Here is a 24,882-nt window from a genome sequence, read left to right on the forward strand (position 1 = left end):
CCTTACCATGAGTACTGACGCACCTACACAGGAGCTGTCCCAAGATCTCGTCTTCGATATCCTCAGTAACACGCGTCGTCGGATGGTGTTGTACTACCTCCGCCGCCATGGCGGCCCGGCCGCAGTCCAGGATATCGCCGAAGAGATCGCCGCCCTCGAAAACGATGTCGACCCCGAAGAACTGAGTCGCCAACAGCAGAAACGCGTCTACGTCTCGTTGTACCAGACGCACCTGCCGAAGCTCGAAACCGCCGGCGTCATCGAGTACGACGAGGACGATGGGCGTGTTTCACTCACTGCCCGCGCGATGGACATCGATGGATACCTCACGCCGACGACGACGGCCGACTACCCGTGGCAACTCCACTATCTCGTGTTGGCAGTTGCCGGCGGGCTCCTGTTTTCGCTTTCCGCAGTCGGTGTGCCGGTAATCGCGGCGATCCCGACGCTCGTATTGGGCGTCGGCATCATGCTCGCGTTCGCGGCCTCGGCCGGCGTGCAGTACTGGCGACGCCGCCAGCGAAAGCAGTCGTTGCCGGCGGAGCTGCTGCGGCATGAGGACGGATGAATCCTGCTCGGAACCGAACCGCTGCTCGACCAGGTACTCTCCTGTCGCCGACCACCGGCATCGACTCGGCGGCCGGTGGTGGCCGTCTCACGGCTCGATGATCGTCAGCGACACTCCTCAAGGAGACAGACGCTGCCGGGGTCGGCGACCATGAACTCGTCGTCGGAAAGGTGATCTTCCTCGCCGGGGAGAATCATGTAGTGCCCGCCATCGCCGGTTTTGATGATCGTCAACGGTTTGATCTCGTAGTCGAGGTCGGTGTTCGGATCGGGATCGAGCGGGGCATCCTGCCACGCCTCCGCGAGCGATGATTCCACGGTCAGCACTCCATCCGGTGGCGGTAACTGTGCCATACTGTCACACTCGCAGCGTCGCTGGTGTGTCGTGCTGATCGATCGGTTACTACTCGGGGAGCGGCCGCGGTGGCAGCCAGTCGCTCGGAACACACGCGTTCCGGAGTGGAAGCTGGGTGCATATCAGGTATGTCCCACCTACCCGAAATAACCGTTCTGCCGGAGTAGCGACCGAGTAGTGACCGGCTGCAACACGATAGGGACCGACCGCAGTCGGCGAATGTGAGCTGTTGGCACGGTCACGTAGTATGACCATACGTCCCGGAGGAAAAATAATGAAAAATATAGGGGCAGCTTACCGGCTCACTGCTCGAAGATCGACTGCCGAAAACGGACGCCTGCGTCGCGGATTACGTCGCTGACGGGCCGCGCTCGCGGATCGTGATCTCGCCGGCGGCCGTCGCGGTCACTTCGTAGCCGTCGACCGGGAACGTCACCTGTCCGGTGCGGTGCGTGCCGGCCACGGGGCTGAACAGGTCGTCGAGTGCGTCGAGATCGATATGCTCGAAGACGACGCTGTTGCTGTTTTCGAGATCGTAGCCGGGGACGGAATCAAGGGCCATGAGGATCGCCGTACTGAGCGCGATATCTTCCTCGGGGTCCTGCTGGGAATGATGCACGATCGAATTGGCCGTCTGTCTCGATGACTGCGAGACACTACCGTCGGACATTATCTCGTGTACAAAATCGAGTAGCTTGTATCTTTCGTCTGCCGGGTGAGCCAGTAGTCGATTAATAACTACCGCCTTCAGACGGGTTTGACGGGCCAATGCTTCCGCCGGGCAATCCCTCGGGGGATCTGCGCCGACCCGTATCAAGCGACGGAGCCGTGAGCGGCCGGTATCGACTCACAGCGGATGCCCCGCTATCGGCTCTTCGATCTCACCGTTGTAACGGCCAGCGGTCGCCGCTATGAGCGGAACGACACGGCTCTTTCAGCGGTTCCTCTCGTTGCTCGGGCCCAAACTCGTGACGACGCTGCTGGCGGTCATTGCGACACCCGTGATCGTCCGGCTGCTCGGCCCCGCCGACTACGGCGATTACGCCGTGTTGCTCTCGATTTACTCGCTGTATATGATCCCGATCAGTGCGGCGATCACCGAGGGCGTCCAGAAGTTCGTCGCCGAGCAGCGTGACGATGCGGCGTGGGTCGAGCGCGTCCTCCAATTCTACTTGCTGTTGGCCCTCCTGTTGGCCATCGTCGGCAGCGGCGTGTTGCTCGCGGTCACCGGTCTCGGCGTCGCCGAACGGGTCGGCGAGGGGTTCACGCGCTACTTCTATCTCCTCACCGGCTTCGTCTTCGTCGGCCAGTTCCGGGCGTTCTCGATGCACTCGCTGCTCGGCTTCGGCCTCGAACGCGTCAATGGCCCGCTCGGCGTCGTCAAGAAGTTCGTCACCGTCGCCGTCGGCATCGGCCTCGTGGCCGGCGGCTTCAGCGTCGTCGGCATGCTCGTGGGACATATCGCGGCCAACGCCCTGACGGCGATCATCGCGGGCGTCGTTATCGCCCGCCGGATCTCGCTCCGTGAGTTGTTCCGGATTCCCGACTCGCTGCCCTATCGAGAATTTCTCTCGTTTAACGGCCTCAACATCGTCCTCGTGTTGCTCGTGATGTCGCTGTTCCACGTCGATGTCATCATGGTCCGAACGCTCGTCGGCGACAGGGCGACCGGCTACTACAAAGCCGCGCTCTCGCTGGCGGAGTATATCTGGATCGTTCCGATTGTCCTGCAGGGGCTCCTTCTGCATTCGAGCTCGACGCTGTGGAGCGAGGACCGCTACGACGAACTCGCCGCCCTCGCCAGTCGGATCACCCGCTATACCGCCCTGCTGGTCGTGTTGATGGCGATCGGCCTCGGGACGCTGGCCGATCGGGTCGTGCCGCTGTACTACGGCGAGCCCTTCGCGGTGGCGACGACGCCGCTGTTGCTGTTGTTGCCGGGAGCGGTCGGCTTCGCGGTCGCCCGCCCGCTACAGGCGATCTGTCAGGGATCGGGCCGGCTTCGCGTGCTCATTGCGGCCGTCGGTGTGGCGGCCGCGCTCAACGTCGGCTTGAACGCCGCGCTCATCCCGCTGTTCGGCATGAACGGCGCGGCGACGGCGACGAGCGTCGCCTACGGATCGATGTTCGTCCTGCTCGTGTGGGCCTCCCGCCGCCTCGGCTACGATCCCCTCGTGGATCTGCGCGCAGCCCGGATCGGCCTCACCGCCGCGGCGGCCGCCGGCGTCATCGTCGGTACGGACCGCCTGATCGACGGCGATATCCTCGCCTTGGGTGTCGTACCCGTCATCGGCCTCGCTGCCTTCGCGCTGCTGGCGATCATCCTCGGTGCGATCGATACCGATGAGATCGTTGAGATACTGATGAAGCTACCGCTGCCGCCGCGGGTCACGGCGTTGCTCCCGGGATAGGAGCTGGCTGACTGCTGTAGGCCGAGCCAAAACGGTGATCGGCGGCAAGTAAGGAAACCATAACTTAGCTGTCTTCCCGCCCTTTTCGACCATGTCTCAGACGGATGCCGACGCGGTGATCGTGCCGGCTATCGGAACTGGTGGCTCGCTCAGCGTGATTCGATCCCTCGGACGGGCAGGCTATACGACGATCGCCGCCTCCGAAAAGCAGCGACCGCCATCGTTCAGCTCTCGCTACTGTGACGAGCGGTACCGCGTTCCGTCACCGCAAACTGACCTCGACGGCTACGCCGACGCTCTCCTGACGCTCGCTGCCAACGACGATGTCGGCACCATCGTCCCAGTACGGGAACCCGATGTCTATGTCCTCGCCCAACGCCGCGATGAGTTCGCCGAGCACGTCGGCGTCCTCTGGCCGACCGCCGACGGCCTGAACAAAATTCACGACCGAAAACGGCTGTTCGCCGCCGCCGAGGACGCTGGCGTGACGGTGCCCGAAACGATCCCACTGGACGAGGTCGAGGACTGGGATCGAGAGCGGATCGTCAAAGGGCGACACGCGATCCTTACCGCTGAGACTTCCGAGTCGGTGCCAGAGGGCGAGTTCCGATCACCACCGAAAACGATTTTCCTCGAACCGGGCGAGGAGCCCGATGTCGAGGCGATCATCGACTCGATGGATCATATCCCGATCACGCAGGCCTACGTCGCTGGCACGGAGTACTGTTTCCGCGGGCTCTACGACGACGGCGAGGCCGTCGTCACCTCCCAGAAGAAGCTGGTTCGCGGCTACAAGTACTGTCGTGGGCCGAGTATCTACCACGAAGCCGTCGACGAGCCGGCACTCGAAAAAGCGGGCCGCGCGCTGTTGGACGAACTCGACTACACCGGGATGGCCTCGGTCGGCTTCATCCGCGATGCCGACGGCGAGTTCAACCTCCTGGAGATCAATCCTCGAATCCCCTCCAGCCTGCCGATGGATATCCACGCGGGCCTCGATTATCCCGAGTACTTCTGGGAACTCGCTACCGAAGGCGAGGTCACCGCAGAACAGGATTACCAACCTGGGACAGCGAGTCACTTGCTTCGGGGTGAGGCCGTCCATCTCCACAGCGTCCTCCGCGAGGAGTATCCGCTCACTCCTCGGCCATCGGGAACGAAAACGACGTGGAACATCGTCCGTTCGCTCGTCGAACAGCCGCAGTTTGATTATCTCAGCCTCGACGATCCCGCGCCGTTCCTCCGCGATATGGCGAACGCCGGCCGGTCGATGGTGTCGTTGCTCTGAGGAATTAAACGTCGCTGAATCCCGCATGTAGACTTCTCATGAACTCCTCAGAGGAACGCCGTGTCGTCGTCCTCACCGGTGCGAACGAGGGCATCGGCTACGGGATGCTCACCGCACTCGTCGAGAATGGGTACCGTGTTGCCGGGCTCGATGTTCGCGGCGACGCCATCGAGTCGCTACAGGAATCACATCCCGAAACCGTCCGCTACTACGACTGTGATGTGACCGCGGACGCGGATGTCGAGCGCGTAGTCAGGGAGATCATCGACGAGTGGGGCCGGATCGACGTTCTGGTCAACAACGCAGCGGTGCTGAACTTCGGCTTTTTCGACGAGCAGACCGAAGCCGACATGGACCGAGTGTTTGCGGTGAATTTCTTCGGTGCAGTCCAGCTGATTCGGGCGGTTCTCCCACACATGCGAGCGCAGGACGGGGGCATTATCCACAACGTCAGCTCCGGGGCCGGGCGCGTCGGTAACCCTGGATTGACCGGCTACGCCGCGACGAAAGGAGCAATCGAATCGTTTACTCGGTCGTTGCGCCACGAACTGCGGCACGAACCCGTGACGTGTACGATCATGCACCCCCGATTGGCAGCAACACGCTCGGCGAAAGCACTCGGCTATCCGGAGTCACAGCTGAGCGATCCCGACGACGTGGGCCGCAAACTGGCCGGCAAGATCGAATCGACCCGCACCGTCATTTACACTGACTGGGTCACGCGGATCGGGCTCTTCGTTGCACAGCGAGTCCCGTCACTCGTCACGCGGAGCACGGAGCGGTTTCTCAGGTACCGCAAGCGGTGACGAAGGACAGAATCTGCTTCTACACGTCGACGGCACCGATAATGAATGCGACCAACGGCACCGCGACCAAGACGTGGTACAGGACAAGGATCGCTTGGCCCGCCGCCGTCACCCCCATTGAGGGAGAAACCACCGCGACCGGGACGAGCATTAGCACGAAGACACCCACCGCGACCGCGATGAAGTTCCGTGCGGGCTTGTCGGTGAATTTGGCTACAACCGTGTAGACGACAGCGGCACCGATACCCGAAACGAGTGTCGTCCCGATCAAGGGGCCGGCCGCGAACGGCGACATCTCTCCCGACGCGCCGACATCGATGCCGAGTGCGGTGACGATCGCCTGTGTCAGCAGCAGTGCGACGATAGCGACGACGACGCCCAGCGTTGTCCGCCGAGCGAGCGCGACGCCTGATTCGGGAACTGGGTACCGAACACGCTTGGAGGAAATTTCCATCCCACCGCTTGGTGGCCGACCGAATTAGGTATATGACACATACCGACCGGAATTCTGTGCCCTATCGAGTGACACGTGACGCCCGCAGAACGACCACCGGAATCTATCTGCCAGCTGAGGAGAAGCAGTTGGATGCTGCCACTTAGCGATAGTAGCGCAACATTGGTGCGTGGCTCGTCCGTGTAAGACAGTCGTTCCGTTACTACCCGGCGGCTAACAATGTGACTGCGCCGCAGACGACGATTCGGTATGAGACCGCAAACAATGTGTAACGCCGCAGGGGTTCAGCTTCGGTTGGACGACGGTGCGGATGGGTGCCACCAATGACGACCAAGGTACTCGTGATCGGCGCAACCGGCACACAGGGCGGGAGTGTCGTTAGTCACCTTCTCTCCGGCGAGTTCGGTGCGTGCGACGTATACGGCGTGACCCGGACAGCTTCCAATCAGGCCTCCCGGACGCTCGAATCACGTGGCGTGACCGTTCTCGAAGGGAATCTCACCAACGCCGAACGCATGCGTGAGTGCTGTGCGGACATGGACGCCGTCTTCGGCATGACGACGTTCTTCGAGGCGGGGACCGATGCCGAAATCGAACAGGGGATCACGCTCGCCGAGGCCGCTGACGATGCCGGCGTCGCGCGGTTCGTGTTCTCCTCGGGGGGACGCGCCGACAAAGCCCCACTGGCGCACTTTGCCTCGAAGGCACAAGTCGAGAAACGGATCAAGGAGCTCGGCTTCGAGTATACGATCCTCCGGCCAGTGTTCTTCATGCAGAATTTCGCCACCTACCACGGTGAAGAACTCGCCAATGGGAGGCTTTCGATGCCAATGTCGTCCGACAGGCCGCTCGCCCTCCTCGACGCGACGGATATCGGCAAGGCCGTCGGGATGGCACTGAGAGACACCGACCGCTTCGGCGGGGAGACCATCGAACTCGCCGGTGACAACCGCACACCAGCGGAGATCGCAACGGCCCTCTCGACGGAACTCGGCCACGAGGTCACGCACGCCCGGCCCGATCTCGACGACTACCGGGCGATGGCCGGCGACGAAATGGCCGAGATGTACGACTGGTTCGAAACGGCCGGCTACGGATCGAACCCGACAGCCGACGCGGAGGCCTACGGGATCGAGCCGAACGACTTTGCGACGTTCCTCTCGAAAGGGAAGCCGTTCCAGTCTGCCCCGCCGGGCGTCTGAAACGCCAGTGTGGGATTCGACAGCTCGTCGATTCAGTCCTGCTGCGCTGTCGATTCCGTTGACCCGTCGGTCGATGCTGTTTGCTTCTCCGTATCCAACGGCGATCCCTGTAGCACGCGGCCAGTCGCAACGACTTCGATAGCCGACAACGGGTACGCCGAGGCCGGTCGCGGCGACCGTGTGAGCCCTTCGGCCACGCCGCCGATAGCGAGGGTCTTGGTAGCCAGGAAGTCAACTGCGCCCATCGGTCCGCGCTTGGTTGCAATCATGACGAAGCCGATAGCCGAGAGCACCACCCACCCGAGCAGCAGTTGGGTGAACACCAGCGACAGCGCGCCGGCTGCGAACCACGCGACCAGAGCGAGTTTGAATCGCTGGCGACGAAGCAACAGCCGCAGGACCGCGGGCTCGCCGAGCCACTTCCGGATCGTCTGGCCGGGCGCGACGTAGTAGCCTTGTCGCCACCGTCGCAGCGGCTCAGGAATCTCGGAATCAACGTCGTGGGTCGCCGAGACCTCAGGTAGCCGCACCAGCCGGTTGCCGGCGGTCGTCAGCTGGAAGCCGACATCAACGTCCTCGTAGCCCTGCAGCCAGGGATCGAAACCGCTGATGGCAGCGAGTGCCTCGGCGTCGTAGAGGGTAACGCCGCCGATCTTATCGACCTCCATAACGCCGGTTTGCGTGGACTCGTCGAGACAGCCTTCGACGCCGACAGTATCCGCGTTGTTTCGGAGGTAGTCGATTGCCCGTGGGAGCCACTCGTCAGTCAGCGTCATATCGCCGTCGACGTGGAGCACCAACTCACCGCGAGCGACCTGGTCGCCGACGAACCGGCCCGCACCGCAGGAAACGGTGTGTTCCTCGGGAATCCGGAGGATGGTCACCGGATACTCGCGTGCGCGTTCGACTGTCCGATCGGTCGACGCCGAGTCCACGAGGATCACCTCGAAAGCAGACACGCCGCGACAGGCCGCGAACACGCTCTCGATGCAGGCTTCGATCTGCTCCTCCTCGTTTTCGGTGATGATGACGACCGACAGCGGGAGCTGTCCCTTTTCGGCTGGCGTCGTCGGATCAACGACCCAGTCCAATGCGGTTTCGGGTGTCGCTTCGTCATCGGTCATCGTTGCCCCCTGGTGGGAAGTCCGACTCGGTCGCTGCCAACTCCTTGATCTCCTCGGTGCCGTCGGGGGTGACGAGCGTGGTGTTCTCGATCCGGACGGTCGAGTTCTGCAGTACGAGCGGGTAGTTCGTTACGTCGATCCGAGAGTCGATGATCCGGCAGTCCGACGAATCCCGGAAGTGGATGCCGTTGCGGTTCTCGCCCGACTGGCTGATGGTACAGTTCCGAAAGACCGTTTCGTCGCGGTCCGCCAGCAACACGGCCCGCCCACCGGCTGCACCCCCCGTAATCTCGACGTTTTCGACTGTCGGTGTCTCGGGGTTGTCCGTACTGCGGGGAAACAGCCGGATCGCCGGCGTCTCGTCGCGGTCGATGTCGATCCGCGTTTCCCGTACCGTCGCGCCGCCGTTGGTTTCGTGGAAGACGATCCCGCCGTGGGTGAACCGCGAGTCGTCGGTAATTCGGACCGTACAATCCTCGATCAGTTGGCCGTGGCCGCTTCGGAGGCGGAAACCGCGAGCGTTGGCGGTGACCTCGCCATCCGACGGCGGCGGTGAGTCGCTGATCGAGGTGACGCCGCGGGCGACCGAGCCAGCCGAGCCGAGCCGGACGTTGGCGACGTTGTTGTTGCGGTAGGTGCCGCCCTCGACGTGGACGATGCCGCCCTCGCCGTCCGGTAGTCCGGGAGCGGATGCGTACAGGCCGTTGTCGGTGAATCCTTGAATCGTACAGTTCCGAAAAACGACATCGCCTGCGTGCTGTTTCCCAACATAGATTCCGGTCAGCCACGAGTCGGAGCTGTGGTTGTCGAGTCGAAGCCTCTGGGCGACGGCTGTCGCCGACTCCTCGACGACATCGAGGCGGAACAGCGCGACCTGATCGTCACACTGCCCGGAGGCGCGGACGTTGGTGATAGTCGCGTCGCCGTCGGCAGTGATCCTGACGATGCCGCCGGTCGAATCGCCGGTAAAATCGAAGGCGACGCTGTCCATGAGGAAGCCATCGACGTTCTTAACGTGCAGATAGGAGCTGCCGCCGCCGACGCAGTTGCCCGCTTCGGCGACGAACGTCGGCTTGGCACCTCTCGCGCCGGCGATACCGAACCGGCTGTAGTCGGCCAGCGTGATCGGCTGGAGTCGGTAGGTGCCGTCGGGAAACGACAGCAGCGTGTCGTCGCCGGCGTACTCTTCCAGCACTCCGTTGATCGGCTCCCCGCCGTCGGGATCGGCCCCGACCGCGACGGCGTCGACGACGGTGCCGAACTCGTCTGCGTGTGGGACATCCACGGACTCGGGCGTCTCCGTCGTCGCCCCGGATTCCTTCTCGTCCAACACAGCCACCCCAATGCCAGCGATTCCGAGGCCGCCGGCGACGCCGGCCCCGATCAACAGCTCTCGACGCTCCAGATCCATTTGTGCGGGCCGACGCGTCTTGCGAGGTTTGTTATGCTCAGCCTATTCGGCTACCCGAACGGCGGGCTGGCCGATTAGGTCCGCCAGCCGTCGTAGCCCGGAATGATGTCGGAGTACGAGACGTTCGCGTCCTCGCCGTAGGCGTTGTCGCTGAACGAGACGTTCGTCCACTCGGAGACGTTCTCTTGGACGATGGTCTGGCCGCCAACGTCCGGTTCGCCGTCCGGATCGGGCGCGTTGTCGTTGAAGAACCAGTTGTCGTGGATCGTGGCGACATCGTCGGGGACGCCGCGGACATCGACCGAGTGATTCAGGTTATCGTCCCACTCTCGGCGGATGGTTTCGACCACGTTGTTGTGGATCTCGTAGCGGTCGCCGGCCGGGTCGTGGGCGTCGATGTTGTGCATCACCTCGGTCGGCCCGAAGTGGTTGTAACGGCAGATGTAGCCCGGGTTGTCGCCCGAAGTCGCCACCGAGTGGCGGTTGTAGTTGAAGTAGTTGTACTCGATAACCGGCGTGCCGGAATTGGCCGCGACGCCGTAGCCGAGCCCGCTTTTGTTGCACTCTCGGATCACGTTGTGATGGATGTGGGCACCGTCGCCCTCGTCCACGTCGATGCCGGAGTAGGCAAAGCCCCAGATATCGCAGTTATCCACTTCGCACGCGCCGCGGAGCTGCACGCCGTGGGCGTAATCGCCGCTCCAGTCGTCGCCGGGGTGAGGTCCCTCGACGCGAAGGCCGGTCAGCCGCGCGTCGCCGCGCAGCCGGAGCAGTTCGCCGGGCTCGTAGTCGGTGTGCAGCCGCCCGCCGGCCGCGCCGTCGATCCCGCGGTCGGAGGCCAGCGTTACGCCGTCGTCGATCTCGTAGGTGCGGTCGCCGAGTTCGATGCTCGTCCCGCCAGCAACGTAGACGATGTCGCCGGCACTCGCTGCCGACAGCCCGTCGACGAATTCGCTATGCGTCCGCACGACGATATCGGCCGCCGACTGCGAAACAGTGTTGGCGTAGCCGGTGCCGCCGCCGACTGTCCCGTCGCCGCTTGTTTCGGTCGTGGTGCCGTCGCTATCGTCCTGCCACGGGAAGCCGCCTTTCCAGCCGTCGCCCGTCGCGTTCGGGCGTGGATACCAGTCGAGATCGGAGTCCTTGCCGTTGACCGTTGCATCGGCCTTACCGTCGACAGTCACGTCAAGCAGACCGGTGTCGAAGGCGTAGGCGTGGGTATCGCCCGCCTGGACGCGGCCGGCGGCCTTCGTCCCGTTGTCGCCGATCCAGAAGAACTCGTATTCGATCACCGACTCGTCGACCGTCGACGGGATGATCGCGCCGCCGTCTTTGACTTCGATGTAGTAATCGACGTACTCCTCGCCGGTCGCCTCGATGGAGTACCAGTGTTTCCGTGTCTCGCCGTCGATCTGCCACGGGAAGTAGCCCTTCCAGTGGTCGCCGGTCGCGCCCGGCTGTGGGTAGTAGTCGAGATCAGAGGGATTGCCGTCGACCGTTGCCGCGGCCTCGCCCTCGATTGTCACGTCGAGAACGAGGGTATCGAAGGCGTAAGCGTGGGTGTCGCCCGCGTGGACACGACCTGCTGCCTTCGTTTTGTCGTCGTTGAGCCAGTAGAAGTCGGATTCGATGATCGCATCGTCGACTGTCGAGGCGACCATCTCGCCGCCGTCCTCGACTTCGATGTAGTAATCGACGTAGGAATCACCGGTCGCTTCGACGGAGTACCAGTGTTCGCGGTCGACGGTGTCGGCCTTCTGCCTGGTGAGTTCGGTGACAGTCGTTTCTTCGCCGTTGAGGAACAGCGTGAAATCGCCCGTTACTGGATCGATGCTCTTTATCGCGCCGGCGAAATCGTAGGTGTCGCCGCTTCCGGTCGCAGTCGAGCCGTCGACCAGCCAGCCGTCGCTGGTCTCGGTGATGCTGTCGGTATCGTCGGCGGATCGATCGCCGTTGTCCAGCACCTTGGTGACGGCTTCCGGACTCGTGATCTCGTAGTCGATGGTCGCGTCACTGCCGGCGACGATTTCGAGGCGATCCACGTCCGCCGTGCCGTCGTCACCGTACAGCAGCGTGACTTCGGCCATGTTGCCCACATCGAGGGCTTGCAGGCTCTCGCTGAATTTGTAGGCGTGGGTGTCCGTCGTCACCGACCCGGTTACGGAGCCGTCGGTTTCGGTGACTGTTTCGTTCGAGCCGATGTCCGGGTGGACGGCCACGGAGCCGGAGACCTGAAACTCGTAGGATGCGGTTACCGGCGAGCCGCTGCCGTCGATGATGATGCTGTGCGGCAGCTCACTTGAGCCGGACGTGACGCCGGCTGCACCCGCTGTCCCGGCGGCGAGGCCGACGCCGCTGATCTGCAGTAGTCGTCGCCGACTGACGCCAGTGGTAATGTTGTTGTGCTCGGAGCCGTCGTCGGTAGGCTGGTCGTTCCGGTGCGCCATGAACCGGTAAGATCCGGTTACTTTTATAGATATTTTTACAGGATAGCCGCCGGATACTGGCGGGAACGATTCCGCTGGCGGCGACGATGCCAAAAGATACGGACAGCTTACTATCCACATGTCTTCGTCGCTCCGTGACACGCAAATCCCGCCGTAACCACCGAATACCACCGGTAAGCTGTTCCTACCGGCCGATATCGGACAGTACACGGCCAGCCCACACCAGAACCGAGAATCTCGCCCGCACCACGATTCTATCAAATACTATACTATTTACGACCGTATGCTGTGCATACCTAACCTCGCTGCCGCGATACGCCGGACATACCATGCCCGACAGCACACGCTTCCGTAGCTCTCTATTCCGGCAGCACCGCGGATTGTGGGGACAACAATGAGAGTCGTCATTACGATTCAGCACCCCGCTCACGTGCATTTCTACCGCCACGCGATCACCGCACTGGAAGCTGGCAACCACGCAGTCCATGTCTTCACGCGTGATCGACCGATGGCGATCTCGCTGCTGGAGGCCTACGGAATCGACTACGAGATTCTGACTGGCCGATTCGACTCCAAACTCGAAATGGTCGTCAATCAACTCCGGTATGAGTTGAATCTCCTCCGAAAGGTCCGACAACTCGATCCGGATGTCATCACGGGGATCGGCGGGCTGGCGATGTCGCATGCGGCTGCCCTCACCGACACCGAGGCGGTCCTCTTTACCGACACCGAACACGCGACGCTGTCGAACGGGCTCGCGTTCCCGTTTGCCGACCGGATCTGTACGCCCGACTGCTACGAGGACGATATCGGCCCGAAACAATACCGGTATCCGGGCTATCATGAACTCGCGTACCTCCACCCCGACCGCTTCGATCCCGACCCGAGCGTCCTGACTGACATCGGCCTCGACCCGGATGAACGGTTCGTCGTGCTCCGCCTGTTAGACTGGAAGGCCGCCCACGATATCGGCGACAGCGGGTTCGACGAGATCGATAGCGTCGTCGACGCCTTAGAGGACACCGGCGCGGAGGTGTTCATTACGGCTGAGGGTGATATTCCTGAATCGGTCGCCCGCTGTCAGCTGCCGGTCGCACCCGAGCAAGTCCATCACCTGCTGGCCTACGCCGATCTCTTCATCGGCGAAAGTGCGACGATGGCGGCCGAAAGCGCGGTGCTGGGCACGCCGGGAATCTACGTGTCGACGATCCGGCTGGGATATACGGCGGAACTGGAAGATCGGTACGACCTCCTGCAGAACTTCGCTGGGCCGAACCGCCAATCCGAGGCGATTGCAGCGGGGGTTTCGATCCTTGAGGAGTACGACCAACCCCTGTGGAATCGACGACGACAGCGAATGTTAGCCGACAAAATCGACACGACGACAGTCATACTGGAGCAACTCACAGGAACAAAATCCACTACCGAAGCCAACACACCGAAACAGGCTCCCGACCCACCGTCGCAGTGATCAGTGATCGAGTGCCTGCTGGTACACGTCGAGAATTCGGTCGGTCGTCGCCGCCACACTGAGATCCACCGCGTGAACCCGCCCGTCGGACCGGCGACCGCTGGCCAGCACGTCGGCGAGTCGCGCTGAAAGGTCGATATCGGACTCACAGACGTAGCTGTTCTCGACCGGCCCGAGTCGTTCCCGCAGCCCGCCGACATCGGTCGTCACGACCGGGAGGTTACAGGCCATCGCCTCCTTGATCGCGTTCGGGAACCCCTCGTGTTTGGAGGTCAGCAGGAGTGCGTCGGCCGCGTTCATGTACTGTGGGACCATCTCGTGGTCGACCCCGTAGACTGGCTTGAGCGTGATCGACTCGTCGCTGTCGGCTTGTACGTCGGCGACGATCCGCTCGGCTCGTGGGTAATCCTTGACCGGGCGGCTGGGATCGTACGGAAACAGAACATAGGTGCCATCGGTGTCCCAGCCGACCGCTTCCCGTGCCGCGGCTTGCTCCATCGGTTGAAACGTCTCGAAATCAATGCCGTGCGGGATAATGTGGGCATCGTGACCGAGTTCTCGGCGCATCTCCTCACTCATCACGATCCGCTCCGCACAGTGGCCGGCACTCCGTTTGGCGACCCAATCGAGGGAGCCCATCACGTCCGACCCCCACAACGACGCTACGACCGGGCGGTGGGGCTGGGCCAGTGCGAATGGAACAGTCAGCCCGTAGTTCGCGTGAACAAGATCGTAGTCAGCGCGGGCCGTACCGAGAACCGTGCGATAGAATCGGAGATAATCAACCGCTGATCGGCTCTCATCGGCCGAATCAAGGCCCGGGACGGCGACGACATCGACGGTGACACCTCGTTCTCTGAGAGCAGTTACTTCCTCGTCGTAGAACGGGCGAGGATAGGTCACCAGCGACAATACCCGCAGATCGGCGGTCTCAGTCTGAATGTCGGCCGCAACGGCGGGCGAATCGGCAGCCATCACAGGCGAACGACGTTGTCGGCCTCGTACTCGCTGGTCGCGTTGCGGGTGTCGAAGACGAGCGAGGATTCCGCGACGATCTCGTCAAGATCGAACACAGAGTGATCAGTGACGAGCAACACGCAGTCGGCTGCGGCGAGTCGCTGCGGCGTCAGCGGCACCGACTCGTAGGTCGTCTCACGCACGTCGAGCGTCGGGACATGTGGGTCGTGATACGTCACAGTCGATTCCCAGTCGGTCAGTTGGTCGATGATGTCGATAGCAGCCGATTCGCGGGTATCCGAGACATCCGGCTTGTAGGCGACACCGAGGACGAGGATATCGGCGTTCGACAGCGCGGTCCCACGAGTGTTGAGTTGTTTGACAACGCGGTCGACGACGTGGCCTGGCATCCCGCGGTTGACCGAATCGGCGTGCTCGATAAACGGCATATCGATCCCCTGTTGACCCGCCTTCCACGAGAGGAAGAACGGGTCGATGGGGATGCAGTGGCCGCCGAGCCCCGGTCCTGGATAGAACGGCATGAAGCCGAACGGTTTGGTCGCCGCCGCGTCGATCACGTTCCAGATGTTCACGTCGAGTTCGTGAGCGACCTGCGCGAGTTCGTTGATCAGCCCGATGTTGACCGCGCGGAACGTGTTTTCGAGCAACTTCACGAGTTCGGCTTCGGTGGCGGCGTCGACGCGGACCACCTCGTCGAAGACTGGCTGGTAGAGGGCGGCTGCGTGATCGCCACAGGCCTCGGTGATGCCGCCGAGGACCTTCGGAATGCTTGTCGGCTCATAGTCCTTGTTGCCCGGATCGATCCGCTCAGGTGAGAAGGCAACGTAGATGTCCTCGCCGAGTACGAGCCCGTTGTCAGTAAGGATGTCGCCGATGATCTCCGATGTTGCGCCGGGATACACCGTACTTTCGAGGATGATCGTACAGCCTTCGGGGACGACGCCGGCGAGCCGTTCGACGGCGTCGATGACGAAGGAGAGATCAGGCGTCTCCGATTTGCCCAGCGGCGTCGGGACGCAGATCGAGACTGCGTCCACGTCAGCAAGCGCGCTGTAGTCGGTGGTAAACGAGAGTCCTTCATCGACCGCGCCGGCGACCGCGTCGTCGGCGACATCGCTGATCGTTGATCGCCCACCCGACAGCTCGGCGACTTTGGTATCATCCACATCGACGCCGACGACTTCGTAGCCCGCGGCGTGCATCGCCAGCGACAGCGGGAGCCCGACGTAGCCGAGGCCGACGACGCCGACGCGGGGCTGGGTGGTCGCCGTCGCCGTACTGCTGGCGGCAGACGTTCGGCTCACCGCTGCCCTCCCATTGCTCGGTACTGCGGTGGATCACCGTTCTCAGCAGCGGCTCGTGAGTTGGGAGGCAGTGTCCAGACACCAGACGGCAAACCGACGAACGAAGCGGGATTCACACCTTCGACGACCACGGCTGCGGGGTTTAGTATAGAGTCGCTACGGGCAGGTGGTGTCTCTCTCCCGAGTTAGCCATCAACGCTACACACCTCGTTGCGCTCGATCGGTGCCGGCCGTTTGAAGCGTCCAGTTATCGCCGCATATTCCGGTTTTGGCATCCACAATTCCACCGGTATGCGATCCATACCTTTGCAGCCAACACCCGTTGCACACGCAAATGCAGTCGGACACTTCATCGTTCGTTCAGCGAGTCCGTCGTCGCGTTCGCCAGACGAGCCAAGAGAGCCAGTCACCACGGCGACACCGTCGGTTCAGACGCCTGCCGCCCGCGATCACACCGATCACGGCGCGCGATCTCGTTGCCGGCATCGCAGGGTACCGCCGCGGTACCGGCCGCGAAGCGTTCCAGCGCGAGATCGGCTCGACGCTCGGTGCAGATTCAACGGCGACCTACACCTCCTTCAGGCGCGCACTCGGTGCCTGTCTGGGGACGATGGCCGAGGCTGCCCGCGGTGACGAGACGGATATCCTGATTCCGGCGTTCTGTAGCTCGGATTACCCCGATGCCATCGAAGGTGCTGGACTGACAGCCAGTCGCTACGACATCGATCCCGAGTCGCTGTCACTGGATATGGATTCGCTGGCGGCACTCCCGACCGAGAACGCGCTGGCAGTCGTCGTCATCAACGTCTTGGGCTACGGCTCGGAGATGGACCGGATCGCGGCCTACTGCCGGGAGCACGATATCTATCTGATCGAAGCACTGGGCTACGCCTACGGCGCGTCCTACGACAGCGACCACCTCGGCACGTTCGGCGACTGCTCAGTGCTGAATTTCCAGCAGGGCAAGCCGATCCCGATCGGCGGCGGGATGGTCGTCTCCCGGAACTCCGAGCTACAATTCAGTGACGAGGGACGGCCGGCGGTCGACCCGAACATCGGAACGATGGCCGGCTACGCGGCCCTGTCGCATCCGCGACCCTATGCCTGCTACTCGTTGGCGACCCGCTGGCTGGAGAAACTGGACGCAGCACCCGAGGACGTTAGCACACATCCGGAATCCAAGTTCGGCGTCCCCTACGAGCCGCCGTTTGCGACGCTGTCGAATTTTCACGGTACAGTCGGCCGGCGCGTCCTCGATCACCTCCCCGAGCATCGACGCCAGCGGGCGGAGACAGCGGAGGTGTACGCTACAGAGTTAGCCGACTGCCCGCACGTGCGACAGCTTCAGCCCGTCGCGGGGCTTTCGAACCACCAGCACGTCAGATACCCGCTCGTCGTTGACGACATTGAGATCCGAGCCGAAATTCGGGACGGGCTGGCGGCCGTCGGCGTCGAAACGGCCGTCCTCTACGACTGGCCGCCGCTGTCGGCTGACGAGTTTCCCGGCGCGGCACAGCTCCAAGACGAGATTGTTACGCTCCCGACGCATCCCTACGTCGATGCGGCTGATCGCCAGCTGATCGTTGACACCGTTCGTGATATCGCAGTATCGGTCGGTGGCTGAGAACAGGACTGCTATTCGTCATCGTTTGCAGCAGCTAAGCTCGGCTTATCTCGGGTAGTGCGCATATAGCTAATCGCCCTCGACGCCTGCTGATACTGGATGAAAGATACGAACAAAGCTACCGACAACGACACCACCCGCCGCAGCGTCCTGCGAACGCTCGGCGTCGGCACCACCGCACTGCTCGGCGTGGGGTCGCTTTCGGGCTCGGCTGCCGCGTGGGAACGCAACGATATCGATTTCAAAGGCTGCAGCGAGGTCTGGATCATCGTCGCACCGAGCGATATCGATCCCTCGATCTACGATCCGCCAACCGTCGCTCATGTCATCGTTGCGACCGCCGATGGCACGCTTGAGTGCCGGCTTCAAGAGTTCACGCCGGAGACGACGACAACGATCCCGGGTCGCTACGGCGACGCGCCAGTGTTGAAGTACGCGCCGCCGTCAGGCGAGAAGGTACTCGGCGTCATCATCTACAACTACTCGGACACGGCGGACCGCTTCGAGCGCACCTCGCCGCTGACACTGAATCCCCACCGCTGTGCGAACACGCCGGGGACGCCCGATCCGACCAAGGCCCCGTGTGCGGACAATACCTACCTCTCGACGGAGGATATCCAAACCGGTCCGGGGCGGAGCAACGGCGGCGGAGGTGGGCCACCAGAGCGCACGAAGGAAACCTCTCGTGATACCAGAAACGGACGCGACCTGAACCGGTAATTGCTACGTTCCGGGTTTGGGACTCGTTGGTAGGGATATTCATACCCTATCATACCGGCGTTTCAGCGGCTATATCGGACGATTCGTGGAAAGTGTCGATAGCGGCCGGGCACCCCGTGACTACGGACTGCTTATCGCGTGAACGGTGGTGATAACAATGCGGTCACGGACGAGACGGGAACTGTGTTCAACCGAGAGATCGAATACCACCGCCTTACTGCCTCCCAGTCGGGTGATTACCGCCGAGTAACACGGCCTTACAGCGATCACCCCGACCGGAATCGGCTACAATCAGCCCGTACAGCTTCGGTGCGACCGCGCGAGCAGTCACAGGAGCGACGCCACGACGCATGAGTGATCGACCTCCCGCCACCGACACACTCGCGGCCGGCGTCATCGGCGTCGGCTCGATGGGCCGCCACCACGCACGCGTCTACAGCGAGCTCCCCGACGTGGAACTCGTCGGCGTCACCGACGTCGATACCGCCGCCGCCGAATCGGTCGCCGCGGAGTACGGTACGCAGGCGATGAGCCGCGAGGAACTCCTCGCCGCCGCCGACATCGTCTCGATCGCGGTCCCGACGCCGTACCACTACGAGACCGCGGTCGCCTGCATCGACAACGACGTTGACATCCTCATCGAGAAACCGTTCGTCGAGAAACTCGACCAGGGACGGGACCTCGCCGAACGCGCACGCGAGGCCGGCGTCACCTTGCAGGTCGGCCACATCGAGCGGTTCAACCCCGCGACGAGCGTCCTCAGCGAGATCGTTCCGGACCTCGATATCGTCGCTATCGACATCGACCGCCTCGGCCCGCCGGTCGACCGCGGCGGCGACGACAGCGTTGTGATGGACCTGATGATCCACGACATCGACATCCTCCTCTCGCTGGTCGATGGCGACATCGACTCGATGTCGGCCGCCGCCCGCGATGAAGGCCACGCGAACGTCCAGTTCGAGTTCGACGACGGAGCTATCGCGTCGCTGACTGCCAGTCGGCTCACTCAACAGAAGGTCCGCCAGCTCTCGGTCACGGCGGAATCCTGCCGGGTGAACGTCGACTTCATCAGCCAGACCGTCGAGATCCACCGCCACTCGATGCCGGAATACATCGAGTCCAACGGCGACATCCGATTCCGCCACGAGAGCGTCGTCGAACGCCCCATCGTCGACAACGGCGAACCGCTGAAGGCCGAACTCGCGGCGTTCGTCACCTCCGCCCGCGAGGGTAGCGAGCCGGTCGTCACCGCCGAAGACGGGCTTCGCGTCCTGGCGGTCGCAAACGAGATCGAGGCCCTGACCGAGCCGACCGAACGGATGGTGCCCCAGCAATGAGCCAGCAACTCGATCACGGCGCGGGCCTCTACGGCACGGAGCTATCGGAGCCCGCCCAACGCGAGGCGTTTACCAACGGCGACGTACCGGTCGCCGTCTACGGCCTCGGGAAGATGGGTCTCCCGCTGGCGGCGGTCTACGCCGACGTTTCCGGCAACACCATCGGCGTCGACATCGACGAGGAAGTCGTCGAGACGGTCAATCGCGGCGAGTGCCACGTCAAACGCGAACCCGGCCTCGCGGACCTCGTCAGCGAGACGGTCGCCGACGGTTCGCTACGAGCGACAACGGACGCGACAGCCGCCGCTGCGGACGCGGCAGTACACGTCCTGATGGTCCCGACGCTGCTGACCGACGAGCAGGAACCGGATCTGTCGATCCTGACGGCTGCCGTCGAGTCAATCGGCGCGGGCCTCTCGCCGGGCGATCTCGTGATCGTCGAATCGACGGTCCCGCCGCGAACGACTGTCGACCACGTCGTCCCGCGGCTGGCCGAGGTCAGCGGGCTCGACCCGGACGAATTCGGCGTCGCCGCCTGCCCCGAGCGAACCGTCAGCGGCGAAGCACTCCAAGATATTCGCGGTACGCACCCGAAGGTTGTCGGCGGTGTCGACAGCGAGAGCGGTCGTGTCGCCGCCTTGCTCTACGGCGAACTCAGCGACAACGAAATCATCGAAACCTCGGATGCGACGATCGCGGAGGCCGTCAAGGTCTTCGAGGGCGTCTACCGCGACGTGAACATCGCCCTGGCGAACCAGTTGGCGACGTACGCTGAGGCGATGGACGCCGACGTGACCGAGGCGATCGACGTTGCCAACACCCAGCCGTTCTGTGAGATCCACGACCCTGGCCCGGGTGTCGGCGGCCACTGTATCCCCGTCTACCCGTACTTCCTCACCGGCGCGTTCGATGTCGACGACGACCTGCTGCCGACCGCCCGCGCGGTAAACGACGGGATGGCCGACTACACGGTGTCGATGCTGGAGGCGATCCTCGCGGCTCACGGTGTCGATCGCGACGATCCGACGGTCCTCCTCCTTGGCCTGACCTACAAAGCCAACATCGAGGAACTGCGGAACGCGCCGTCGCTGCCGATTGCCAGCCACCTCCGAGAGACGGGTGTGAAAGTCCTCGGCGTCGATCCGATGATCGACAGCGACGACTGGGGCGACCTCGACGACATCGAGCGTGTCGATCTCGCCGACGCGACGGCACAGCAGGCCGACGCCGTCGTCGTCGTGACACCACACGAAGAGTTCGCGGCCCTCGATTGGGATGCCTTCGACGCGCCGATCCTCGACGGCCGCGGCTCGATCGACGCCGACGCTACCGACGCGCCGATTTACCGAATCGGCGGCGTCTGGCCGAACGTCCCTGCCGACCACGGGAGCAACCATGAGTAACCGAAATCTCAGCCCCACCGACGGACCGAGTGCGGACAGTGATCCGGCCGCTGGCCGGCAGCTCCGGCTCGCAGAGCATCTCAGCTCACGGATCGAACAGCGGCTGCCCGGCACGGAGTTCGACTCCGTTGAAGAGTACGTCACCTTCGTGATGGAGTCCGTCCTCCGCGAGATCGACGAACAGATCGATGAACAGGACGACGCGGGACACGATGCGAGTGACCGCGAGTACGATGACACGGAGGCGATGCAGGATCGACTCGAATCGCTCGGCTATTTGTAACTCTGGCTCTCGGCTCAGTTCGCTGTAACAGCTGTCGACACCGATCTCCTGTGGGAAAGCTTGAACCGTATTCTTCCGTCAATAGTCGTTAGGACGGTATCTAACCGCATCTCGACCTGTGTCCAACCTACCGACGAGAGCAGTGATCAAAACAACTCCCGCAAGCTGACTATCTGTCTCAGTTTGTCGGCGGCGACGCCGCCTCAACGAGCGTGTCGAGCCCCTCGTCGAGACCGACTTCCGCCTCGTAGTCGAGGGCCGCACGCGCTCGTGACACGTCAGCCCGGCTGTGGCGGATGTCGCCCTCACGGGCATCGGTATGAACGATCGACGAGTCGCTGCCGACACTCCGTTTGATCCGCTCGGCGAGCTCCGTAATCGTCACCGACTCGCCGGTCCCAACGTTGTACGCAGTGCCGACGTTTTCGGTTTTGGCCGCCAGCCTGTTGGCCCGGACGATGTCGTCGATGTGGACGAAATCCCGGGTCTGCTCGCCGTCGCCGTGGACGGTGATCGGCTCGCCGCTGCGGGCCTGCTCCCGAAAAATGTCGATGACGCCGGCGTAGTCGCCGCCGGTCTGGCCCGGGCCGTAGACGTTGAAATACCGGAGGGCGACCGTCTCAAGGCCGTAGAGCTCGTGATACAGGCGGGCGTAGTGATCGACAGCGAGTTTGTTCAGCCCGTACGGCGAGGTCGGGTTGAGGCGTGCGGTTTCGGCGACCGGCACGCTGTTGGGATCGCCGTAGACTGCTGCGCTGGACGCGAGGACGACGCGGGCGTCGTGCTTTCGGGCGGCTTCGAGCACCTGCAGCGTCCCGGTCGTGTTGACCGCGTGACTCTCCAGCGGGTCGGCGATCGAGTCATCGATGCTGATGAGAGCGGCTTCGTGAAAGACGGTGTCGACGCCCTCGACGGCTGCTTCGACGGTCGCTGGGTCTCGAACATCGCCCTCGATCACCTCTACGTCGTCTGGGGGGTTCGCCCCGGGGTTCGTATCGAGTATTCGTACGGCCGCTTCCTCGCGCAGTGAATCGACGAGCGCGCCACCGATGAAGCCGCTGCCGCCGGTGACGAGCACGCGCTGTCCGTCCATACGGCGTCGGTGGCCCGACGGGCGGTTTAGTAGCCAGTCGCTACCCCGGCGTCGGCTGGTGGTAGCATCGGGATAACGATATACGTGAGCCGTTTTCGGCTATGTACGATGAGTAATTCACGAACACCAGTGCAACCGGAACGGGCGATCACTGGCATGCTCGTTGCCAGCCTCTATGAGGGTGAAGAAGACCTACTGACGCTGCATCCAGCCAACCCACCCGAAGACAAGCGGCTGTCGGCGTGGATGACGGCCGAAGGTGATTCCTACGTCTCGCTGGCGGCGTGGGAGTAGCCTGCTGCGGCCCGACGGCGATGGGTTGTCGCTTCCGAACCCACCGGTCAGTAGTAGTCACTTACCGCATACAGATTTTTTTCAATCGCTACAAACGCGTTCATAACAAAGCTGTTTTTCGGCGTTCTCCCGGTATGCGACTCAGCAATCCGCATAGCGGTGACGGCCCGGGAGCGACCCGGCGCGTGCGACGACAGGCTTCCGATTACACCCACTACGGCGAGATTACCGGCGAGGTGTCCGCCTGATGTGTGGGATTACTGCCCGGATCGGCGAGGACGACTCGCTGGCTCCTTTGTTGGCGAGCCTGCAGAATCTCGAATACCGCGGCTACGATTCGGCGGGCGTCGCCGTGCAAAACGGTCGCGGCATCGAGATCAACAAATTCGAGGGCGAGGTCTCGAAGCTGCAGTCCGAACTCGCCGACAGCGCCCACGACGGCCCCGTCGGCATCGGCCACACGCGGTGGTCAACACACGGTCCGCCGACCGACGCCAACGCCCACCCACACACGGGCTGTGAGGGCCGCGTCGCCGCCGTCCACAACGGAATCATTGAGAACTATACTGAGCTCCGTGAGGAACTCCAGGGCCGCGGCCACGAGTTCACCAGCGACACCGACACCGAGGTTATCCCGCATCTCGTCGAGGAACGCCTCGCCGATGGCCTCGATCCCGAAGCCGCGTTCCGGGACGCCATCGACCAGCTTGAGGGCAGCTACGCTATCGCGCTGATCGTCGACGGCGAGCCGACGATCTACGCGACGCGGAACGGCTCGCCGCTGGTGATCGGTGTCGGCGAGGACGCCAACTACCTCGCCAGCGACGTGCCCGCGTTCCTCGAATTTACCGACCGCGTCGTCTATCTCGAAGACGACGACGTGGTGGCGATCACGCCCGAGGACCACCGGATCACCGACGCCAACGGCGATCCCGTCTCCCGCCCGGTCGAAACCGTCGAGTGGGACCCAGAAGACGCCGAGAAGGGAAGCTACGATCACTACATGCTGAAAGAGATCCACGAGCAGCCGGTCGCGCTCCGACAGACGCTCCACGGCCGCATCGACGGCGACGACGTATCCCTCGAAGACTTCCCACCGGGCAGCTTCGAGGGCGTCGACAGCGTCCAGTTCGTCGCCTGCGGCACCTCCTATCACGCCGGGATGTACGGCGAGTGGCTGCTCTCGAAGGACGGCGTTGAGGCCAACACGTTCATCGCCAGCGAGTACGCCGCCTCGCCGGCTCCCGTCGACGAGGACACCCTCGTCATCGGCGTCACCCAGAGTGGCGAGACCGCCGACACGCTGGAAGCCCTCGAAAGCGCGCGGCAGCGCGGAGCTCGGACGCTCGCGCTGACGAACGTGATCGGCTCGACGGCCGCCCGCACCTGCGACGACGCCCTATTTATCCGTGCCGGCCCGGAGATCGGCGTCGCCGCCACCAAGACGTTCTCCTCGCAGGTCGCCACGCTCGTCCTGCTGGCCGAGCGGCTCGTCCGCGATCTCACTGGCTCGCCGACCGACGATCACGCGGCCCGACTCGACGCGCTGGAATCCCTGCCGGAGCACGTCGAAGTCGTCACGAACGACACGCAGGCCGCGGACGTGAGCCAACGCTGTCTCGGCGACAACGGCCACTTCTTCATCGGTCGGGGCAACGCGTACTCGGTTGCCTTGGAGGGCGCGCTAAAGTTCAAGGAGATCACTTACGGCCACGCCGAGGGGTTCGCTGCGGGCGAACTCAAACACGGCCCACTGGCGTTGGTGACGCCGGAGACGCCGATCTTCGCTGTCGGGACGGGCCACTATCAGAACCGACTCGAAAGCAACGTCAACGAGATTCAGACGCGTGGCGCGCCCGTCATCGCCATTGCGCCGCGGACGGCCTCCGGGCTCGTCGACACCGCCGACGAGTTCCTGCCGGTGCCGGCGACGCATCCGGATCTGGTGGCGATCCTCGCCAACGTCCAACTCCAGTTGATCGCCTACCACGCAGCCAACGAGATGGAGCGATCTATCGACAAACCGCGGAATCTCGCCAAGAGCGTCACCGTTGAATAGTCGCCCGTAGCGTGTCGTAGACTCCTCGACCGGGCAATTTTCGATTTTCTTTTTGTAGCCTTCGGACACCGACTGATCAGTTCGACAGGCGACAGCCATAGCGAACCATCGTGTTTAGTTAAGCGAATTCCACCAGACGGCGAACGATTGCAGCCACGTTTCTGCGGTTGCTGGATCGACATGGCTGAAACTATTGCTAAACGAAGACGTTCGACGTTTTATTTCTCTAAAGACACGTTCGACAGCATTCC

Annotated in this window: 22 protein-coding genes and 1 pseudogene; 13 read left to right on the plus strand and 10 right to left on the minus strand. The window is 63.1% G+C overall.

Annotation, left to right across the window (positions count from 1 at the left end; all coding sequences use genetic code 11):
• The first annotated feature begins 7 nt into the window (after positions 1 to 7).
• Positions 8 to 568 carry a DUF7344 domain-containing protein gene (locus EGH24_RS11915; RefSeq protein WP_142980365.1) on the plus strand — a complete coding sequence of 187 codons (561 nt, stop codon included), beginning with the start codon at positions 8 to 10 and terminating at the stop codon, positions 566 to 568.
• Positions 569 to 672: 104 nt separating this feature from the next.
• Here EGH24_RS11915 and EGH24_RS11920 read toward each other — a convergent pair whose 3' ends face one another.
• Both EGH24_RS11920 and EGH24_RS11925 read right to left on the minus strand, forming a co-directional pair.
• Complete coding sequence (locus EGH24_RS11920; RefSeq protein ID WP_142980366.1) at positions 673 to 921, minus strand: hypothetical protein; 249 nt, start codon at positions 919 to 921, stop codon at positions 673 to 675.
• 350 nt (positions 922 to 1,271) lie between these two features.
• Positions 1,272 to 1,592, minus strand: coding sequence for a HalOD1 output domain-containing protein (locus EGH24_RS11925; protein ID WP_142980367.1), 321 nt, complete (start codon positions 1,590 to 1,592; stop codon positions 1,272 to 1,274).
• A 241-nt stretch (positions 1,593 to 1,833) separates the two neighbouring features.
• On the opposite strand from EGH24_RS11925, the gene EGH24_RS11930 reads away from it, so the two are divergent.
• From EGH24_RS11930 to EGH24_RS11940, 3 genes are all read left to right on the plus strand, one after another.
• Complete coding sequence (locus EGH24_RS11930) at positions 1,834 to 3,333, plus strand: oligosaccharide flippase family protein (protein ID WP_142980368.1); 1,500 nt, start codon at positions 1,834 to 1,836, stop codon at positions 3,331 to 3,333.
• A 91-nt stretch (positions 3,334 to 3,424) separates the two neighbouring features.
• Entirely contained in the window at positions 3,425 to 4,621 is a 1,197-nt protein-coding gene (locus tag EGH24_RS11935) for a carboxylate--amine ligase (protein WP_142980369.1), read from the plus strand.
• 38 nt (positions 4,622 to 4,659) lie between these two features.
• Positions 4,660 to 5,427 (plus strand): SDR family NAD(P)-dependent oxidoreductase, encoded by a 768-nt coding sequence (locus EGH24_RS11940; protein ID WP_142980370.1) that lies wholly within the window; start codon positions 4,660 to 4,662, stop codon positions 5,425 to 5,427.
• Positions 5,428 to 5,446: 19 nt separating this feature from the next.
• Here the strand turns inward: EGH24_RS11940 and EGH24_RS11945 are convergent, their stop codons facing one another.
• Complete coding sequence (locus EGH24_RS11945) at positions 5,447 to 5,881, minus strand: DUF6069 family protein (protein WP_142980371.1); 435 nt, start codon at positions 5,879 to 5,881, stop codon at positions 5,447 to 5,449.
• A 323-nt stretch (positions 5,882 to 6,204) separates the two neighbouring features.
• Here EGH24_RS11945 and EGH24_RS11950 point away from each other — a divergent pair, with 323 nt between their 5' ends.
• Positions 6,205 to 7,083: an NmrA/HSCARG family protein gene (locus EGH24_RS11950; protein ID WP_142980372.1), complete on the plus strand. Its 879-nt coding sequence runs from the start codon at positions 6,205 to 6,207 to the stop codon at positions 7,081 to 7,083.
• Between the two features lie 32 nt (positions 7,084 to 7,115).
• On the opposite strand, the gene EGH24_RS11955 is transcribed toward EGH24_RS11950, so the two are convergent.
• The 3 genes from EGH24_RS11955 to EGH24_RS11965 all read right to left on the minus strand — a co-directional run bounded on the left by EGH24_RS11955 (position 7,116) and on the right by EGH24_RS11965 (position 12,065).
• Complete coding sequence (locus tag EGH24_RS11955; RefSeq protein WP_142980373.1) at positions 7,116 to 8,207, minus strand: glycosyltransferase; 1,092 nt, start codon at positions 8,205 to 8,207, stop codon at positions 7,116 to 7,118.
• On the minus strand, positions 8,197 to 9,618 hold the full coding sequence (locus EGH24_RS11960; RefSeq protein WP_142980374.1) for a right-handed parallel beta-helix repeat-containing protein: 1,422 nt from the start codon (positions 9,616 to 9,618) through the stop codon (positions 8,197 to 8,199). Before EGH24_RS11960 ends, EGH24_RS11955 begins: the two co-directional genes overlap by 11 nt.
• 74 nt (positions 9,619 to 9,692) lie before the next feature.
• On the minus strand, positions 9,693 to 12,065 hold the full coding sequence (locus tag EGH24_RS11965; RefSeq protein ID WP_142980375.1) for a right-handed parallel beta-helix repeat-containing protein: 2,373 nt from the start codon (positions 12,063 to 12,065) through the stop codon (positions 9,693 to 9,695).
• A 394-nt stretch (positions 12,066 to 12,459) separates the two neighbouring features.
• Here EGH24_RS11965 and EGH24_RS11970 point away from each other — a divergent pair, with 394 nt between their 5' ends.
• A complete protein-coding gene (locus EGH24_RS11970) occupies positions 12,460 to 13,536 on the plus strand; it encodes a DUF354 domain-containing protein (protein WP_142980376.1) in 1,077 nt (358 codons plus the stop codon).
• Here the strand turns inward: EGH24_RS11970 and EGH24_RS11975 are convergent, their stop codons facing one another.
• Together EGH24_RS11975 and EGH24_RS11980 are read right to left on the minus strand one after the other, a co-directional pair.
• On the minus strand, positions 13,537 to 14,511 hold the full coding sequence (locus tag EGH24_RS11975; protein ID WP_246057976.1) for a glycosyltransferase: 975 nt from the start codon (positions 14,509 to 14,511) through the stop codon (positions 13,537 to 13,539). It lies immediately after the preceding gene.
• Positions 14,511 to 15,818 carry a nucleotide sugar dehydrogenase gene (locus EGH24_RS11980; protein WP_142980377.1) on the minus strand — a complete coding sequence of 436 codons (1,308 nt, stop codon included), beginning with the start codon at positions 15,816 to 15,818 and terminating at the stop codon, positions 14,511 to 14,513. Before EGH24_RS11980 ends, EGH24_RS11975 begins: the two co-directional genes overlap by 1 nt.
• Before the next feature lie 334 nt (positions 15,819 to 16,152).
• Here EGH24_RS11980 and EGH24_RS11985 point away from each other — a divergent pair, with 334 nt between their 5' ends.
• The 5 genes from EGH24_RS11985 (at position 16,153) to EGH24_RS12005 (ending at position 21,185) form a co-directional block, all read left to right on the plus strand.
• Entirely contained in the window at positions 16,153 to 17,442 is a 1,290-nt protein-coding gene (locus EGH24_RS11985; protein WP_142980378.1) for a DegT/DnrJ/EryC1/StrS family aminotransferase, read from the plus strand.
• 99 nt (positions 17,443 to 17,541) lie between these two features.
• Positions 17,542 to 18,162, plus strand: coding sequence for a hypothetical protein (locus EGH24_RS11990; RefSeq protein WP_142980379.1), 621 nt, complete (start codon positions 17,542 to 17,544; stop codon positions 18,160 to 18,162).
• A 350-nt stretch (positions 18,163 to 18,512) separates the two neighbouring features.
• Positions 18,513 to 19,499: a Gfo/Idh/MocA family protein gene (locus EGH24_RS11995; protein ID WP_142980380.1), complete on the plus strand. Its 987-nt coding sequence runs from the start codon at positions 18,513 to 18,515 to the stop codon at positions 19,497 to 19,499.
• On the plus strand, positions 19,496 to 20,902 hold the full coding sequence (locus tag EGH24_RS12000) for a nucleotide sugar dehydrogenase (protein WP_142980381.1): 1,407 nt from the start codon (positions 19,496 to 19,498) through the stop codon (positions 20,900 to 20,902). Before EGH24_RS11995 ends, EGH24_RS12000 begins: the two co-directional genes overlap by 4 nt.
• Entirely contained in the window at positions 20,895 to 21,185 is a 291-nt protein-coding gene (locus tag EGH24_RS12005) for a hypothetical protein (protein ID WP_142980382.1), read from the plus strand. Before EGH24_RS12000 ends, EGH24_RS12005 begins: the two co-directional genes overlap by 8 nt.
• A gap of 178 nt (positions 21,186 to 21,363) precedes the next feature.
• On the opposite strand, the gene EGH24_RS12010 is transcribed toward EGH24_RS12005, so the two are convergent.
• Positions 21,364 to 22,278 (minus strand): NAD-dependent epimerase/dehydratase family protein, encoded by a 915-nt coding sequence (locus tag EGH24_RS12010; RefSeq protein WP_142980383.1) that lies wholly within the window; start codon positions 22,276 to 22,278, stop codon positions 21,364 to 21,366.
• A gap of 108 nt (positions 22,279 to 22,386) precedes the next feature.
• On the opposite strand from EGH24_RS12010, the gene EGH24_RS12015 reads away from it, so the two are divergent.
• Entirely contained in the window at positions 22,387 to 22,572 is a 186-nt protein-coding gene (locus EGH24_RS12015) for a DUF7511 domain-containing protein (protein ID WP_142980384.1), read from the plus strand.
• Between the two features lie 247 nt (positions 22,573 to 22,819).
• Positions 22,820 to 24,631: a glutamine--fructose-6-phosphate transaminase (isomerizing) gene (gene glmS / locus EGH24_RS12020; protein WP_142980385.1), complete on the plus strand. Its 1,812-nt coding sequence runs from the start codon at positions 22,820 to 22,822 to the stop codon at positions 24,629 to 24,631.
• Between the two features lie 114 nt (positions 24,632 to 24,745).
• On the opposite strand, the pseudogene EGH24_RS12025 reads toward glmS, so the two are convergent.
• A pseudogene (locus EGH24_RS12025) lies at positions 24,746 to 24,882 on the minus strand (IS6 family transposase); the annotation flags it as partial.

Origin of the sequence: Halonotius terrestris (assembly GCF_006861665.1) — an archaeon.
GTDB classification, from domain to species: Archaea; Halobacteriota; Halobacteria; order Halobacteriales; family Haloferacaceae; genus Halonotius; species Halonotius terrestris.